General features: G+C 54.4%; 14 protein-coding genes and 1 pseudogene. 10 read left to right on the top strand and 5 right to left on the bottom strand.

The window, feature by feature from the left end; genetic code table 11:
* Positions 1 to 2: 2 nt before the first annotated feature.
* The gene (locus SPI6313_RS07090) at positions 3 to 626 is read right to left on the bottom strand and encodes a hypothetical protein (RefSeq protein WP_072620367.1); all 624 of its coding nucleotides are present in this window, start codon (positions 624 to 626) and stop codon (positions 3 to 5) included.
* 281 nt (positions 627 to 907) lie between these two features.
* Between SPI6313_RS07090 and ftsY the strand changes: the two genes are divergently transcribed.
* From ftsY to SPI6313_RS07055, 7 genes are all read left to right on the top strand, one after another.
* Positions 908 to 2419, top strand: coding sequence for a signal recognition particle-docking protein FtsY (gene ftsY, locus SPI6313_RS07085; RefSeq protein WP_175551086.1), 1512 nt, complete (start codon positions 908 to 910; stop codon positions 2417 to 2419).
* A 190-nt stretch (positions 2420 to 2609) separates the two neighbouring features.
* Positions 2610 to 4037 (top strand): PP2C family protein-serine/threonine phosphatase, encoded by a 1428-nt coding sequence (locus SPI6313_RS07080; protein ID WP_072620366.1) that lies wholly within the window; start codon positions 2610 to 2612, stop codon positions 4035 to 4037.
* Positions 4038 to 4549: 512 nt separating this feature from the next.
* Positions 4550 to 5245: an aldehyde oxygenase (deformylating) gene (locus SPI6313_RS07075; RefSeq protein ID WP_072620365.1), complete on the top strand. Its 696-nt coding sequence runs from the start codon at positions 4550 to 4552 to the stop codon at positions 5243 to 5245.
* 313 nt (positions 5246 to 5558) lie between these two features.
* Positions 5559 to 6581, top strand: coding sequence for a long-chain acyl-[acyl-carrier-protein] reductase (locus tag SPI6313_RS07070; protein WP_072620364.1), 1023 nt, complete (start codon positions 5559 to 5561; stop codon positions 6579 to 6581).
* A 36-nt stretch (positions 6582 to 6617) separates the two neighbouring features.
* The gene (gene accA / locus SPI6313_RS07065) at positions 6618 to 7598 is read left to right on the top strand and encodes an acetyl-CoA carboxylase carboxyl transferase subunit alpha (RefSeq protein WP_072620363.1); all 981 of its coding nucleotides are present in this window, start codon (positions 6618 to 6620) and stop codon (positions 7596 to 7598) included.
* 238 nt (positions 7599 to 7836) lie between these two features.
* Complete coding sequence (locus SPI6313_RS07060; protein WP_072620362.1) at positions 7837 to 8559, top strand: pyridoxine 5'-phosphate synthase; 723 nt, start codon at positions 7837 to 7839, stop codon at positions 8557 to 8559.
* Between the two features lie 63 nt (positions 8560 to 8622).
* Positions 8623 to 8949, top strand: a complete 327-nt coding sequence (locus SPI6313_RS07055; RefSeq protein ID WP_072620361.1) for an MgPME-cyclase complex family protein — start codon at positions 8623 to 8625, stop codon at positions 8947 to 8949.
* 202 nt (positions 8950 to 9151) lie between these two features.
* Here the strand turns inward: SPI6313_RS07055 and SPI6313_RS07050 are convergent, their stop codons facing one another.
* Positions 9152 to 10048, bottom strand: a complete 897-nt coding sequence (locus tag SPI6313_RS07050; RefSeq protein WP_072620360.1) for a LysR family transcriptional regulator — start codon at positions 10046 to 10048, stop codon at positions 9152 to 9154.
* Between the two features lie 386 nt (positions 10049 to 10434).
* Here SPI6313_RS07050 and SPI6313_RS07045 point away from each other — a divergent pair, with 386 nt between their 5' ends.
* Entirely contained in the window at positions 10435 to 10719 is a 285-nt protein-coding gene (locus SPI6313_RS07045) for a hypothetical protein (RefSeq protein WP_072620359.1), read from the top strand.
* 231 nt (positions 10720 to 10950) lie between these two features.
* On the opposite strand, the pseudogene SPI6313_RS25040 reads toward SPI6313_RS07045, so the two are convergent.
* A pseudogene (locus SPI6313_RS25040) lies at positions 10951 to 11178 on the bottom strand (two-partner secretion domain-containing protein); the annotation flags it as partial.
* A gap of 12 nt (positions 11179 to 11190) precedes the next feature.
* Positions 11191 to 11337, bottom strand: coding sequence for a hypothetical protein (locus SPI6313_RS23925; RefSeq protein WP_217650522.1), 147 nt, complete (start codon positions 11335 to 11337; stop codon positions 11191 to 11193).
* 190 nt (positions 11338 to 11527) lie between these two features.
* Between SPI6313_RS23925 and ilvD the strand changes: the two genes are divergently transcribed.
* Positions 11528 to 13213, top strand: coding sequence for a dihydroxy-acid dehydratase (gene ilvD / locus SPI6313_RS07035; RefSeq protein ID WP_072620358.1), 1686 nt, complete (start codon positions 11528 to 11530; stop codon positions 13211 to 13213).
* A gap of 218 nt (positions 13214 to 13431) precedes the next feature.
* Here the strand turns inward: ilvD and SPI6313_RS07030 are convergent, their stop codons facing one another.
* Positions 13432 to 14673 (bottom strand): response regulator, encoded by a 1242-nt coding sequence (locus tag SPI6313_RS07030; protein ID WP_072620357.1) that lies wholly within the window; start codon positions 14671 to 14673, stop codon positions 13432 to 13434.
* A gap of 279 nt (positions 14674 to 14952) precedes the next feature.
* Here SPI6313_RS07030 and SPI6313_RS07025 point away from each other — a divergent pair, with 279 nt between their 5' ends.
* Complete coding sequence (locus SPI6313_RS07025; protein ID WP_072620356.1) at positions 14953 to 16074, top strand: tetratricopeptide repeat protein; 1122 nt, start codon at positions 14953 to 14955, stop codon at positions 16072 to 16074.
* Positions 16075 to 16234: the final 160 nt, after the last annotated feature.

Below are 16234 nucleotides of genomic sequence, written 5' to 3'. Positions count from 1 at the left end.
ATTTAAGCGATCGCTGCGGGTAAGACCGTCACATCGCGGATCGGTTGCCCACTGAGGCAGAGCCAATGACAGGTGAACAGGTCAGGGGTTTGGCGGCCGAGGGATGCGATCGCCGCCGGATTCGGAAAGGGAATCACCCGATCAAACTGAATCTCTAGATCTCCCACCACCCGAAACCCCAGCATATACACCGACGGCATCGCCTGATAATGGCTCAAGAGTTGGTAGGCGAGGGCGTAGAGGGGTTGGCGTTGGGCATCGTTGAGGGGGTGGGGATAGGGTGCATGGTCGGACGGGTCAATTGCTTCGCCATACAGGGGGCCTTTGGCCGTCCAGATAATTGGCAGCCACAGATCGCCGTCCCCGGTGGCGTAGTCTAACTGTGTTGCCCAAGTGCGTTGAGCGGCAAGATCTTGCCATTGGGTATAGGCGGGCGGGGCGGCGGCGGGCAGATCAAGGCTAAGGGGACAAATCAGGGTGGCAGGCGGGGCGGCGGGATACCTTGGGGCGGCGGCCTGGTGGGTTATGGTTACCTCAGGATTCATCGCCTGAATTGCGGTGTGAAGGTGGGAGGCGATCGCCTCTGATCCTGCGTCTGCGGTTAAAAGAATGACAGTGTTAATCATTAGGGTTCATGAGGCTGAGCCAATGGGTGCGATCGGGCAAGCTCCCAGAGTCTACCAGACTGCCCGGAACCCCTGCACCCATTGCCGCTGCATTCTACTTTTATGATGCGGTGTCATGGCGATCGCGTTGTGCTCGCTTGGCTTTTGGGAAGATCCCATGCCGGGAGATATCGAGCTTGTCAAGGGGGGAAACCTGTGGTTTGATCCGGTGCGATCGCGGCTTCCGGCATACTAGTCTATAGAGTAGCGATTTTAATTGAGATGAACATCGTCAGAAGGTAATGCCCGTGTTTAATTGGTTCAAGCGCAAAAAAAAGCAAGACGACCCGGTTTCAGACTCACCCCAGCCGGAGGTGAAGGAAACTCCCAGCGAGGAGCCTGCCCCAACATCGGAGGAGACTGATCCTGCGCTTGACTATCTTCAATGGGCCAAGGCCGCTTATCAAAATATCCAAGGTCAGCAATCCGAACCCGCCCCAACTGCCACGGTTGAACCGGAACCAGAACCCGACGAGCCAACCCCTCCCGCAGACCCGGAACCGGCACGCTCCGAGCCTGATTCGTCTGCATCCGACCCCGTCGCCGAGGACTCTGAACCCACACCGGCCGCCGCCGTAGAAACGCTCGCACCGGAACCAGAACCAGCGGAGCCGATCGCACCAGAACCAACGCCGGAACCGGAACCCGCCCCCAGTTCGCCCCAACCGGCGTGGATGAAAAAATCTGATGGGTTGGAGCGTCTGAAGGAAACGGCGATCGCTGACGATGAACCCGAACCCGCGATGGCCTTTGACGATGACTTTATGTGGTCGGCGAAGATTCTCGCTGAACAGGGTCGCCGCCCCGAAGATATCGATCTTGAAGAAATTAGCTGGCTCAAACGGTTGCGGGACGGCCTTGGTAAGACGCGGCGCAGCTTGGTTAACCAGTTAAAAGCGGTGGTGGGCCAAGGCCCCCTCAATGACGAAGCCGTCCTGGAAATTGAGGCCCTCTTGCTGCAAGCGGATGTGGGGGTAGTGGCGACGGATCATATTATTGAAACCCTGCAAAATCGCCTGCGGGAAGATGCGTTACCGCCGGATGAAGCGATCGCCTACCTTAAAGAAATTCTCTGTAGCATTCTCGATCAACCCCTCCCCGATCCGCATAATGCCGCCCTTGTCCCCGTTGATAATTGTCTGAATATTTGGCTGATGACCGGGGTCAATGGGGCCGGGAAAACCACCACCATCGGCAAATTGGCTAACCTGGCCCAAAAGTCCGGCTATCCCTGCCTGATTGCCGCTGCGGACACCTTCCGAGCCGCCGCCGTGGAACAGGTGAAAGTGTGGGGCGATCGCACCCAAACCGCCGTGATTGCCAACCCCGGCAAAAATACCGATCCGGCGGCGGTGGTTTATGATGCGATCGCCGCTGCCCAAGCCCGCAACACCCAACTATTGCTCGTTGATACCGCGGGCCGCCTCCAAAACAAACAAAACCTGATGGAGGAACTCAGCAAAATCCGCCGCATCATCGACAAAAAAGCCCCCAACGCCGTGATTGAATCCCTCCTCGTCCTGGATGCAACCCTCGGCCAAAACGGACTGCGCCAAGCCCAAGTCTTTTCGGAATCCGCCCAGTTAAGCGGTGTTGTCCTCACGAAATTGGACGGCACCGCCAAGGGGGGCGTTGCCCTCGCCGTTGCCCAACAATTGAACCTACCCATCCGGTTTATTGGGGCTGGGGAAGGGATTGAAGACCTGCGCCCCTTCTCAAGCTATGAATTTGTCGAAGCTCTGCTCAGTGAGTAAAAATACTGCCTCAAGAAATTGACAGAAATGCTGAGGTGTGCTATTGATTTTGAGACTACCTCATGATCGTAAGCGCGACTTACCTCGCCTCTGCCCCCCCCAATAGGCGTTGAAGCTGCGCTGATCATGAAGCCTCCAGTGAGGCTTCTGTTTGATTTAAAATTCCCTGTGCCTGCACAACTCAACAGCAATGATGGCCGCACCGCTTCCCCCCTCTTCCAATTCAGATCTCGCCTCAACTCGAACCCCTGAGGCGACTGCGGTTGCTGCCCTAAAGGAACTCGTAGCGCGGCTGTATCGAGAACAAAACCGGATTCAAAACCTCCTCAGTTCCTTGGGTTTTGCCCTGCGCAGTTTTAATAATCTCAATCAGTTTTTAGAGATTGTGCCGTTAATGGCGGCGCGGGTGACCGATGCGGATGGAGGGGCGTTGGTGTTGGTGCGTCCTGACGGGAAGCCCCGCCTCGAACAATTGCACTGCCAAGAGGGCCATGCCTGCCGTGATATTCGGCGGGCCTTGGAAACGATTACTCGCACGTTTGACCAAAACCAAGATGCGATCGCGGCTCAGGCGGCCGGGTTTCAATCGGCGGTGTTGGATCAACGGCTGCAAGACTATTTTGGGCAAACGGTGCAGTTGTTTGGCACGCCGATTTTGGTGAAAAATCAAGAACGGGGCCGGCTCTATATTTTCAGTGATGACACGAGTTATCAATGGACTTCGACGCGGCGCAAGTTGGTGCAGTTGGTGGCGGATCAAACGGCGGTGGCGATCGCTAACCAAGAAATGACCAACGAACTCCGCCAAAAAGAACGCCTCGATCGCGAGCTAGAAATTGCCTCAGAAATCCAAGATCACCTCTTGCCCCATCACTGCCCCACCATTGCCGGGGTCAATATTGCCGCCAGTTGTAAAACTGCGAATCGGGTCGGCGGCGACTACTACGACTTTATTCCCACCACCTACGACCAATTTAGCCACGAAGATCCGGTGCTGACGACTTCGCCCTGGAGTATTGTGATCGGGGATGTGATGGGGAAAGGGGTTCCGGCGGGGTTAATTATGACGATGACGCGGGGAATGCTCCGGGCGGAAGTACTGAACCGCCACAGTCCGGCGCAAATTGTGCAACACCTCAATCAGGTGATGTACGCGGATCTTGACAATTCCCATCGTTTCCTGACGCTGTTCTATTCCGAATACAACCCCCAAACGCGGCTGCTGTCCTATACCAATGCGGCGCACCATCCCCCCCTGCTCTGGCAGGCGCGAACGCGATCGCTCCACAAGCTGGATACCTGGGGCATGCTGATCGGCCTTGATATCGACTCGGTCTATGAAGATGCCCAAGTCCAACTCGCGCCGGGGGATACCGTGGTCTATTTCACCGATGGCTTCACGGATGCGATGAGTCAATCAGGCGACCGCTTTGATGAAGACCGCTTCAACACCGCCTTTGAATGGGCCTGCCAAGAAGGCTACGACGCTCAGGCGATCCTGGATCATCTTTTTGATCAGGTGCAGCGTTTTGTCGGGGATGGCGACACCTACAAGGATGATATGACCCTCGTGGTGCTCCAATTGGAAGCCAGTCAGGAGGGCCAAGGGTCAACATGATCCCGGTTGGGGGCGAGGGATGCGGCAGGGCGATCGCAACAGCGATAGAATGAAGGGAGTGCGATCGCCCACGGCCCAGCACACTCATTTCATCCATCCGGATCGATCAAACCCCATCTCCATCAGAACCCACTATTCCGGCTGAAAACCCTGACCACTCACCAAAGCTCTCGCCCATCCCTTTCGTCTGAAATGGCAATTGAGCAAGACATCTAACGTATTTCCCCCCTACTATCAACCCGGACGAAAATCTGTGTGATGCCATACCATCTATCGATTTCCCTTAAAATGATAAGTATTTTCTGTCGAAGTCCTGTTTTAGATAAGTTATTTGCAGTTAAGCAACAATATGATTGTTAAAGTAAAATCGTTACCATATACCTATTAGAAGAAAACTCTAATCGTTAGAGCGATGTTTGCTTTAACCTTAGTCTTTAGGCCGCAATTGTTCCCAGTCTAGCCAAGCGTTAGGATTGGGATGAACGTAAAATCAATTAGGAGACAACCCACTGATGCAGGAACTTGCAGTCCGCCCTGAACTAGACTTTACGAGTGAAACGTACAAAGACGCATATAGCCGCATTAATGCGATCGTGATTGAGGGCGAACAAGAAGCCTACAACAACTATATTGCGATGGGTGAACTACTCCCCGATCACAAAGACGAGTTGACCACCTTGGCGAAAATGGAAAAACGCCACATGAAAGGGTTCCAATCCTGTGGCCGCAATCTCACCGTGACCCCGGACATGGAGTTTGCCAAAGAGTACTTTGCTCGCCTCCATGGCAACTTCAAAACCGCCCATGCGGAAGGCAATGTTGTCGCCTGCTTCGTGATCCAATCCTTGATCATCGAAGCCTTTGCGATCGCCGCCTACAACATCTACATCCCCGTCGCTGACGAATTCGCCCGCAAAATCACCGAAGGTGTCGTCAAAGATGAGTACAAACACCTCAACTTCGGCGAAGTCTGGCTCAACGAGCATTTCGAGGCATCCAAAACCGCCCTCGAAGCTGCCAACAAAGAAAACCTCCCCATCGTTTGGCAAATGCTCAACGCAGTCGAGGAAGATGCCGCCACTTTAGGGATGGAAAAAGCGGCCCTCGTCGAAGACTTTATGGTGAGCTACGGTGATGCCCTCGGCAACATTGGTTTTAACACCCGTGAAATCATGAGAATGTCCTCCTACGGACTCACCGCCGCCTAACCCCCATTCAAGTTCAGCATAAAGGCAGTGACTAGCCGCTAAGACTAGTCACTGCCTTTATCTTCTCTGACTGAATCCTGCGAAAATTCCAACCGTTCCCTATCCTCAGTCCCCGTTTTTGGTACTATCGTTAAAAGTCTTTACTTTTTCTTTACGTACGGGCAGGGCATTGTCCGTTAAGTGAGGCGATGTTAGACAGGCTATGCCTGCGATCGCTGTTTGAGCTTAGAATCCTCTCGCCTTGAGGCAGGGGAGTATGCCAAGTAAATTCATCGCTCGCTGAATCTCACGGGCCCATTCAAACAACCTGCCCATGTTTGGTCTTATCGGTCACCTTACCAATCTTGAACACGCCCACGCCAAAGCCCACGAACTCGGTTATCTCGAAGAGAGTGAACAAGGGCTAGACCTTTGGTGTGCTGCTCCGCCTCAAGTTGTCGATCACATTACCGTCACCAGTGCGACCGGACAAAAAATTGAAGGCAAATACGTTGAATCCTTTTTCCTGCCGGAAATGCTGTCGCAACGACGGATCAAGACCGCGATTCGGAAAATCCTCAACGCGATGGCCTGTGCTCAAAAAGAACACCTCGACATCACTGCCCTCGGTGGATTTTCCTCGATTATTTTTGAAAATTTTAATTTGAGCGCCAATAAACAGGTGCGCAACGTCGAACTCGACTTTAGTCGCTTCACCACCGGCAACACCCACACTGCCTACATCATCTGTCGCCAAGTGGAACAATATGCCGCCACACTGGGGATCAAGCTCTCCGAGGCAACTGTGGCGGTGTGCGGTGCTACGGGGGACATTGGCAGCGCGGTTTGTCGCTGGCTCGATCGCAAAACGGATGTCCAAGATCTCCTGCTGATTGCCCGCAATCAAGAGCGACTCAACAACCTGCAAACGGAATTGGGGCGCGGCAAGATTCTCGGCCTAGAAGAGGCGTTACCCCTAGCGGATATTGTGGTTTGGGTGGCGAGTATGCCCCAGGGTGTGGATATCAGCGCGATTCCGTTGAAAAACCCTTGTCTTTTGATTGACGGGGGCTATCCGAAAAATCTTGATACCAAGCTGGCTCAAGAGGGCGTTTCTGTGCTTAAGGGCGGAATTGTGGAGCATAGTTTGGATATTGATTGGAAAATCATGGAAATTGTTGAGATGGATGTGCCCGGACGGCAATTTTTTGCCTGTTTTGCCGAGGCGATGCTGCTGGAGTTTGAACAATGGCACACGAATTTTTCTTGGGGCCGGAATCAGATTACGGTGGAAAAAATGGAGCAAATTGGAGCGGCATCGGTGAAGCATGGTTTCCAGCCGCTGCTGACTGTTTAGCCCCCCACTGGTTTGTTTTACCCTTAACCTGTCCCTATGAGTGCCACTAAAAACCGTCCGTTTCTGCTTACGTTTGAGAAGCCGCTCTGCGAGTTAGAGTCGCGGATTGAGCAGATTCGTGAACTTGCCCGTGAAAATAACGTCGATGTGTCTGAGCAAATCCGGGAGTTGGAGGCGAAAGCAGACCAGTTGCGCCAAGAAATTTTTAGTAGTTTGACTCCGGCTCAGCGGCTTCAGTTGGCGCGGCATCCGCGTCGTCCTTCGACGTTGGACTATATTCAGGCGATGTGTGATGAGTGGCTTGAACTCCATGGCGATCGCAGTGGCAATGATGACCCGGCGTTGGTGGGTGGGGTGGCTCGTTTGGGCGGGATGCCGGTGGTGATGCTCGGCCATCAAAAGGGCCGGGATACCAAAGATAATGTCCTGCGTAATTTTGGCATGGCATCACCGGGGGGCTACCGGAAGGCCTTGCGGTTGATGGAGCATGCGAATCGGTTTGGGATGCCGATTTTGACCTTTATTGATACGCCGGGGGCTTGGGCGGGGGTTGAGGCGGAAAAACGCGGCCAGGGGGAAGCGATCGCCTATAACCTGCGGGAAATGTTTAGTTTTGATGTGCCGATTCTCTGTACTGTGATCGGCGAAGGCGGATCGGGGGGCGCGTTGGGGATTGGCGTGGGCGATCGCATCCTCATGTTCGAGCATGCCGTTTACACCGTCGCCACCCCCGAAGCCTGCGCCGCCATTCTCTGGAAAGATGCCGCCAAAGCCCCCCAAGCCGCAGCAGCATTAAAAATCACCGCCTGGGATCTCAAAAACCTGGGCATTCTCGATGAAATCCTCCCCGAACCGTCGAGTGGTGCGCATTCTGACCCCATCGGCGCGGCTCAGGGGTTGAAAGCCAGCCTCCTGAAGAACCTCGAAGTCTTACTCAGTCTCACCCCGGCTGAACGCCGCGAAGCCCGCTATCAAAAATTCCGGGCCATCGGTCAATTCCACGACCTCGGCGCTTAACGATCACCCTCATCGGGAGCGATCGCTGTTATCCGCTGAACAAGTGAGAACCGCTTAATTTATTTTCTGGTCTTAATCGCACCCCTTAGCCTTTTGAGGTCAGCGGGTGCGCTCGCTCGTTGTACGGTTCGGACGGTACACTGTGCGCAATGGTCAGACAAGCCGGTCTGTGTGGTTTCACAATCCCGTGGTTTTTCGGTGTAATATACAAGACTTATTGTGTTAGAAATTCTGTCTTGTGTTAACTCTCGGCGTTAATATTGACCACATTGCCACGATTCGCCAAGCTCGCCGCACCATTGAGCCGGAGCCGGTTGCCGCTGCCTTTTTAGCAGAACTCGCCGGAGCGGATGGTATTACGGCCCATCTGCGCGAAGATCGTCGCCATATCCAGGATCGTGATATTCGCCTCTTGCGGGAAACGGTGCAAACCCATTTGAATTTGGAAATGGCGGCGACGGATGAAATGGTGCAGATTGCTCTAGAGGTGAAGCCGGACTACGCGACCCTAGTGCCGGAGAAGCGCGAAGAGGTGACCACTGAGGGCGGGCTGAATTTACTCGGTGACCTCGATCGCTACTGTCAGGTGTGCGATCGCCTCCAATCGGCGGGCATTCCCGTCAGTTGGTTCATTGATGCCGACCAAGATCAAATCGCCGCCGCCGCCAAAACCCAAGCCCAGTTTATCGAACTTCACACCGGAACCTATGCCAACGCCTTGGGTGAGGAGGAGAGCGATCGCGAATTGGCCATCCTCACCCAAGGCGCAGAACTCGCCCGCAGCCTTGGCCTCCGCATCAATGCCGGTCACGGCCTGACCTATCGCAATGTCTATCCCGTGGCTTCCATTCCCCACATGGAAGAACTCAACATCGGCCACACCATCATCAGCCGCGCCTCCCTGATTGGGATGGAGCGAGCCGTGCAGGACATGAAAAAAGCCATGCGTGGAGAATTGTGAACGATCGCCCCTAAACCCTGTCACGACCCACAACAATGGAATACGGAGAATTTGTAACTAATTATGACGACTTATTATTACGTGGCTGCCAGTCAGAAATTTTTACTCGAAGAAGAACCCCTCGAAGAAGTGCTCAAAGAACGCACCCGCCACTACGGGGAACAACAGAAAGAGATTGACTTTTGGCTTGTCAAGCAGCCGGCTTTCCTCGAAGCCCCTGAACTCGTTGCCGCCAATGCCCAATGTCCCAAACCCGCTGTTGCGATCGTTTCCACAAACAAACAATTTATCACCTGGCTCAAATTACGCCTAGAATTTGTCCTCACTGGGGAATTTGAAGCACCCAGCGCAGCCATTCCCGACCCCTTGGCATCGTTAGTTACGGCTTAGCCCCCTAGGGTCGAACCCTCCAGGCGGTGGAGTTGTGCCCCGACGATTTTTGGGTTCGGGTGTGCTCGTTACGGTTTTTGCATCGAGCCATTACTCGCGATCGCGCCCCAACCTCTGGGCTAAACTACGGGCGGTATTTTGCAGTTGCGAGCGATGGGTGTGTGGGCCATCACGGCCAGGTGATGCGATCGCGCCTTCCCCCTCACGTAAACATCCCCGCCTGGCGCAGCGCATCGAGAAACGCATAGACTGCCGGAGGATGGAGCGCATCCTTGAGCATCGCAATCCCGATCGTCCGAGTCAGCACACAGGGCAATTTACACACCTTAATCCCCTTGGGAATTGGTTCCGCTGCCATCCGGGGCAAAATCGCCGCCCCTAAGTTACGCAGCACCATCCCGATAATCGTCGAATCTTCCCGCAGTTCATAGGCAATGTTGAGGGAGGTTTCAACGGTTTTCAAACAGTTATGGATGCGATGGGAACAGGTATTCACCGACGACACAATCAGCGGATAGGCGGCCAAATCAGCCCAGGTGAGTTGTGTGGGGCCGGTGAAGCTCGGCGGCATCAACGCCAGGTAGTCATCACAGAGAATTTCCCAGGTTTCAAACTCATCGCCTTCGGGTAATTCTGCAACGCTGAGGTCGGCTTGACCGTTGAGGAGGGCTTTTTCAATGTTGTAGAACTCGTCGAATTCGGTGATTTTGACTTTAATCGTCGGATAGAGGTCGTGGAGTCGCGAAATTGCGCTGGGCAAAAGGTGAGTGGCCATGCTGCGATAGGCGGCGATGTGAACCTGTCCCCCCCGTAGACCCCGCGCTTGGTTGGCTTCTTGGGAAATATTGTCGAGGTGTCTCAAGATGGCATGGGCTTCTTTCATGACGCGATCGCCCACGACGGTAAGCTGTGCCCCTTGGCGACTGCGCTTGATCAACTGCACGCCCAATTCTGCTTCGAGGGCAGCGATCGCATGGCTCACCGTCGATTGGGATAAATCCAAAGCCAACGCCGCCGCGCTAAACGTGCCATGGTCTGCGATCGCCACAAACGCCACCAACTGCGAAATCTTGATCTTGTAGGGATTAAACGGATGCATAGCAAACCCAGATGACAGAGAGGGAATCGAAATCGTGCGCAGGGTCTAACCTCACAAGCGAGTCCCACCGCTGGTTGACTGACAAAATTAGCCAGATCCCAGCAAGCCCTCACCCTAGCCCTCTTCCTAGGGGAGAGGGAACTGGAAAAAGGGATCGGCTCCCCTCGCCCTCTAGGAGAGGGGTTGGGGGTGAGGGCTATCAACCTTTGTCAGTCAACCAAGTCCCACCGACAATCCATTCATTTTCTTCAGTATTGAGGGGGATGTCCACAGGAACCATCGATAATTTCGATAATTAACATCTATTCTATCCGTTGTCCCTCAAAGTGGGAGTCGTTACAGTGAAATTGTTCACCCAAAATACTACACAACAGGGGGTTCATACCATGACCAACTTCAGCCTCTCCACCCAACAACAAAAACTTGAAAAGATCTATGGTAAATCCTCCATCGCTCTTTACCTTGCCACCAAATTCACGCAACACCTTAAAACCACCCTCAATTGGACGATTCACCACCTTACCCAAGCCAACGAGCCTCGTATTTGGGTGCGTCAAAATGCCAACGGAGTTAAACAATTCAACGCCTACGATCCCCGCACTCAAAAACGCTTCTGCGGTGATTCAGAATCTGATTTACGCACTTGGCTCGAAGCCCGTTACAACAGCTAATCAAGCGTTTGACAAGCTCATGTCACCTGAACCGTTTAAAAGCCTTTATTTTCGCAAAAATAAAGGCTTTTAGGCTCTTCTCGGTTTGTGGTTAAAACTGCATGATTTGCTACATTATTGGGGTGATCTGGCTCCTGAAAGTCTTGAAAACTCGTAACATTAGCTTTTTTTATGACCTTAAACCGTGAAGACCCTTTATTGTTTGTATCAGGGGGGTGTTATCAGAAATATTTAAATCAGTGTTAGCGTGGAAGCTAGCGTTAATTTGATGTAAATGATCACCACAACATCTAGCCTGCGATGTTTCACTGAATTGTCTCCCGCGCTGCCCCTAAATACATTGGGCAATAGGGAGGGGTTTGGGCCGGTGACTCGGCTGAAGATGTCTGTGATGCGGTTGGGGTTGGCGAAGTCGATGCGTTGAGCGGTGTTGATGTTGAATTCTTGGAAGCTATGGAGTAGATTCGTCCCTCAGAACGCGCCTCCTTCGATTACGTTACCGTTGAGAATAGAGCCTTCTGTTGCTAAGGTGTTGTCGGGTTGAATCTGGGCGATCGCACCGTCACTTAAACCCACAACAGCAATCACGACACCCAAGTAACTACAAACACGCATCATGCTCTATTGACCAAAAACGACTCTATGGTTATATCAGGTGATCGGGTATCGCTTTATGCAAATAAAGCAAAGGTAGTCAACCCTGGGGAAAATCTTAAGTCTCAATGAGGGTGTGGCGGGACGGTTCCCCCTTCATGTCACAGTGAGAACTAGACCAAAAGTACAGAATTGAGTTTGAGAGTGTAGCGTTATGTCTGAGAACCGGAGAAGCCAAGTTGTGACCCAGGGCGTGCAGCGATCGCCCAACCGTGCCATGCTCCGCGCTGTGGGCTTTGGGGATGATGATTTCACCAAGCCGATCATTGGGGTCGCCAACGGATTCAGCACGATTACCCCCTGTAATATGGGCATCGGCGACTTGGCCAATACGGCAGAAGCGGCCTTAAAAACCGCCGGAGCCATGCCCCAAATTTTCGGGACGATCACGATCTCCGATGGGATTTCCATGGGAACCGAAGGGATGAAATATTCCCTCGTGTCGCGGGATGTGATCGCCGATTCCATCGAGACGGTGTGTAATGGTCAGAGCTTGGATGGCGTGTTGGCGATCGGCGGCTGTGATAAGAATATGCCGGGAGCGATGATCGCCATGGCGCGGCTGAATATTCCGGCGATTTTTGTCTATGGCGGCACGATTAAGCCCGGTCACTACGATGGGCAGGATCTTACCGTGGTTAGTTCCTTCGAGGCGGTGGGGCAATATAGTGCCGGAAAAATTGACGAAGACACCCTGATGAATATTGAGCGCAACGCCTGTCCGGGGGCGGGTTCCTGCGGGGGAATGTATACGGCGAATACGATGTCTTCGGCCTTTGAGGCGATGGGGATGAGTTTGCCCTATTCTTCGACAATGGCGGCAGAGGATGCGGAAAAAGCCGAAAGTACGGCGCAATCGGCGGCGGTGTTGGTGAATGCGGTGCGCAATCAAATTCTGCCGAGTCAGATTCTCACCCGCAAGGCCTTTGAAAATGCGATCGCGGTGATCATGGCTGTGGGGGGTTCGACTAATTCGGTGCTGCATTTGTTAGCGATCGCCCACACCGTCGGCGTTGACCTCACCTTGGATGACTTTGAAGAAATCCGCGCCCGCGTCCCCGTGATCTGCGACCTCAAGCCCAGCGGCCGCTACGTCGCCACCAACCTCCACACCGCCGGCGGCATCCCCCAAGTGATGAAAATGCTCCTCAACCACAGCATGCTCCACGGCGATGCCCTCACCATTTCCGGTCAAACCGTCGCCGAAGTCCTCGCCGACATCCCCGACGAACCCTCCCCGGATCAAGACGTGATCCGCCCCTGGGACAATCCCATGTACCGCAGCGGCCACCTCGCCATCCTCAAGGGCAACCTAGCCACCGATGGCGCAGTGGCGAAAATTAGCGGCGTTAAAAACCCCCAAATCACTGGCCCCGCCCGCGTCTTCAACTCCGAAGAAGAATGCCTCGATGCGATCCTAGCCGGGAAAATCCAAGCCGGGGATGTGATTATCGTCCGCTACGAAGGCCCCAAAGGCGGCCCTGGCATGCGGGAAATGCTCGCCCCCACCTCCGCGATTATCGGCGCAGGTTTAGGGGATTCCGTCGGGTTGATTACCGATGGGCGCTTTTCCGGCGGCACTTACGGCATGGTGGTGGGTCATGTGGCCCCCGAAGCAGCGGTGGGGGGTGCGATCGGTCTCGTCCAAGAAGGGGATTCGATCACCATCGATGCCCATGCACGCCTCTTGCAACTGAATATTTCTGATCAGGAACTGGCGGAACGTCGCGCCCAATGGCAACCCCCCGCCCCCCGCTATACCCGTGGCGTGTTGGCGAAATATGCCAAGCTCGTTTCGTCGAGCCATTTAGGGGCTGTGACCGATCGCGACCTCGGTTAATCGGGCCAGTTCATCAGTTTTTAACATCCTCTCCTAGCGACCCTAATGGGGATGCCGGGAGAGGTTTGGTACAGATAGAACGCTGTAGGAGGTGCTAGGGGTTAAAGAATAGTTAACGCTCCTCAGCCCCTTGCCTGTCCTAACGGTTTCAACCACCGCCATAGACCCGGAGCGACGGGGAAACCTGGCGGCGGGGGCATGCTCAAACCGAGGCGCGGTTAAGGTGCGATCGCACCACAGTGCGTTTGGAGAGCGGCGGTGATTTTCGCAACGCTGGTGGACTTAGTGAGGAAACCCGATGCGCCCACCATTTTGGCCCGCATCCGATCCACCACGCCATCATTGCCGGTCAACATGATCACGGGTAGGGCCGCGAAATCTTGGACGCGCCGGATTTGAGCGCAGATTTCGTAGCCATTCGCAACGGGCATAATCAAGTCCAACAGAACAGCATCGGGCTTGGTTTGGAGGAGCAGGGGCAGAGCCTCAATCGGGTTGGTGATGCTCAAGACACGATAACCAGCAGCGGTGAGGATTTTGTTGAGGCGGGCTTGGACGCGGGGATCATCGTCGATGCAGGCGATTAGGGGTTGATTTTGGGGTTGGGTGGGGTGGGGGTGGGCAGGCGGCGGGGTGAGGGGTTGCGTGGGGGGCTTGGGGGGTGCGAGGGTGAGGAGATGACCGTCGATGAAGGGGACGAGGGTACGGGTGATGGTGAGGACGGACTGGTGTTTGAGGGCGGCAATGTCGCGGAGGCTGCGTTGGCCGTTGATTAAGCGGGTGAGTTGTTGGTAGATGCCGAGGCTGGTTTGCTGTTCGAGGAGTGCTGCGTCTACGATGCGGGGGGCGAGGTTCGGGGAATAGTGGGTGAGGCCGATGGCGACCCATTGCTGCCATTGGGCTTGGCTTTGCTGAAGGATGGTTGCAATGTCGAGGATGGCGGCTTGGGGGAGCATGCCGGTGCTGGAGGGGCGGATGCTGGGGTAGGGGGTGAGGGTGAAGTTGGGGCTTTCGTGCTGGAGGGAGTGGAGGGCGATCGCTTGCACCATGTCGAAGCAGGCGGTGTGGGTGATTTCGGTAACGATCGCGGTGGCTTGGTCGCTGTCGATTTTTTGGCGGAGGGTGAGCATCACGAGGATGTGATACTCCATACTTTCAATCCTGCTGTTGCTGGGAATTCGGAGGTCAGCGGCGGTGAGGTGGGGGGCGCTGAGGAGGAGCGATCGCCGCCATTGCCGCGTCGGAGATTCACCCCCTCCAATCCAGACGAGGCGACCTAAGTGGAGGTAGAAGTGCCACGCAACACCATTGCCCAAGGTGAGCGACAAACGCCCGGTGAACTTTTGTTCGCGGTATTGCAGCAGTTGAGCGGTCAGCCCTTGTTTTTGCTCGCACCCAGCATGAGCCACTTCTGCGGAGAAGCTAGCTTGTGTGTTGAGGGGAAGGGGCTGTTGAGTCATGGGAATGTTGGGGGGGGTTGGACGGGTGCTGGCGAAAAGGTTAACACTTCATAGCATAGGTAACACTTGTGAAAATCCTGTGAACATTTCGTAAACAGCTTGTGAACAGTTCCACCGTTGGTAACACAGAGTTGTTAAAACAGGGAGAGACAACAGACCCAGATGTGCTGGAATTAGGCTTGTGTCGTGCCGTCTTGACTGCCATGGCGAGGGAGATGGAGTGCAGAGTTGCTCAAGAATAAGACAGAATCGGGTTGATATGGATGTGGAGCGAGGGCCATGCTAGACGAAATTGCCGAGGCGATTCAGCAGGAAGACTATCGACGGGCTGCCCAATTATTAAAGCCCTTGCTGAAGACCGATCGCCAAAACCCTTGGGTGCGGTTTTATGTGGGACGGGTGCAGGAAGGCATGGGGCAACGGAATGAGGCGGAGCGTCTCTATTTACAACTGTTGCCGCAAACGACGAATCCAAAATTGATCCGCTATATCCGTCAGGGGATTGCTCGGATTGAAACGATCGCCGCTCGTTCGCGTCAGGATGCGATCGCTGCCGCCCTGGCCACACCGGGCGGGGATGATCTTGGGGTCTTCATTCTTGAACCCATGCCAGCGGAGCAGAAAAAAGCAGCGGCCAAAACCTTCAGCACCGTGATGAAACTGGATCTTTACAGTGCGCGGCTCCAGCTTCCCAGTCGGGGTTGGCGTTTTTATCGCACCGGGCCCTTGGGAGAATTAAATTACTACGCCACCACCCTCAATGCGGCTCAGATTCCCTGTTTTGCGATCGCCCTTTCTGCCATTAATGACCTCAATGTGTTCACCGTTAAATATTTCGGCACGGGGGACAACGGGCCCACGGTGCGCTGCCTCAACTCGGCCGGGCAACCCGGAACCCTCACCTTTCAATGGTCAGAAGTGACGCAGCGAGTCATCGGGCGCATCCCGCTGTTTGAATCCGTCGTCAGCTTCGATGCCAAAAATCAACTCATCCGCAAAACCCAAACCCAAGACTATCTCTGGTTCTGTGACCTCCATCTCCCCCAACGCAACTGTATTCTGCGCCTCAGTGAACATCACTACCAATTCCTCAACGGCATCACCCTCACCCCCACCCCAGGCAATGCCGGCGAAACCGTCAGCCAAAACTGGGAACTCTTGATGGACTTTCTCACTCACCAATTGCCTAGCGGTGTCCTCTGGTCGGACTTTGCCACCTTTGCCGACAGTGCGATCGATTTTCGTGAAACCTTGAACCGGCTGCCGTCGCGGATTGATCTAGAGCGTCGTCGCCCTAGCTTATGGGATCAGGCGTTTCAGCTTTATAGCGGTTTAGCCTATTGGCGCGATGGGTGGCGACGTGAGCACGCCAACGCACTCCCAGCGGTGCGATCGTCGTAAGCGGTGCTCCATTGATATAGAGGGTGATGGGAATGTGACCGATAGCAATCAATCCTATTTGATTCATGAATAGGCAAGGGGCTTAAGCCCCTTGTGGATGAGGAGACAAGATCTCCGATTGACTTGGGATCGCTATATCATCCCTCAAACCCATGAAAAT

Source organism: Spirulina major PCC 6313, assembly GCF_001890765.1.
GTDB classification, from domain to species: domain Bacteria; phylum Cyanobacteriota; class Cyanobacteriia; order Cyanobacteriales; family Spirulinaceae; genus Spirulina; species Spirulina major.
Note: the sequence above shows the minus strand (reverse complement) of the source record. Positions and strands in the feature narration are given on the sequence as shown.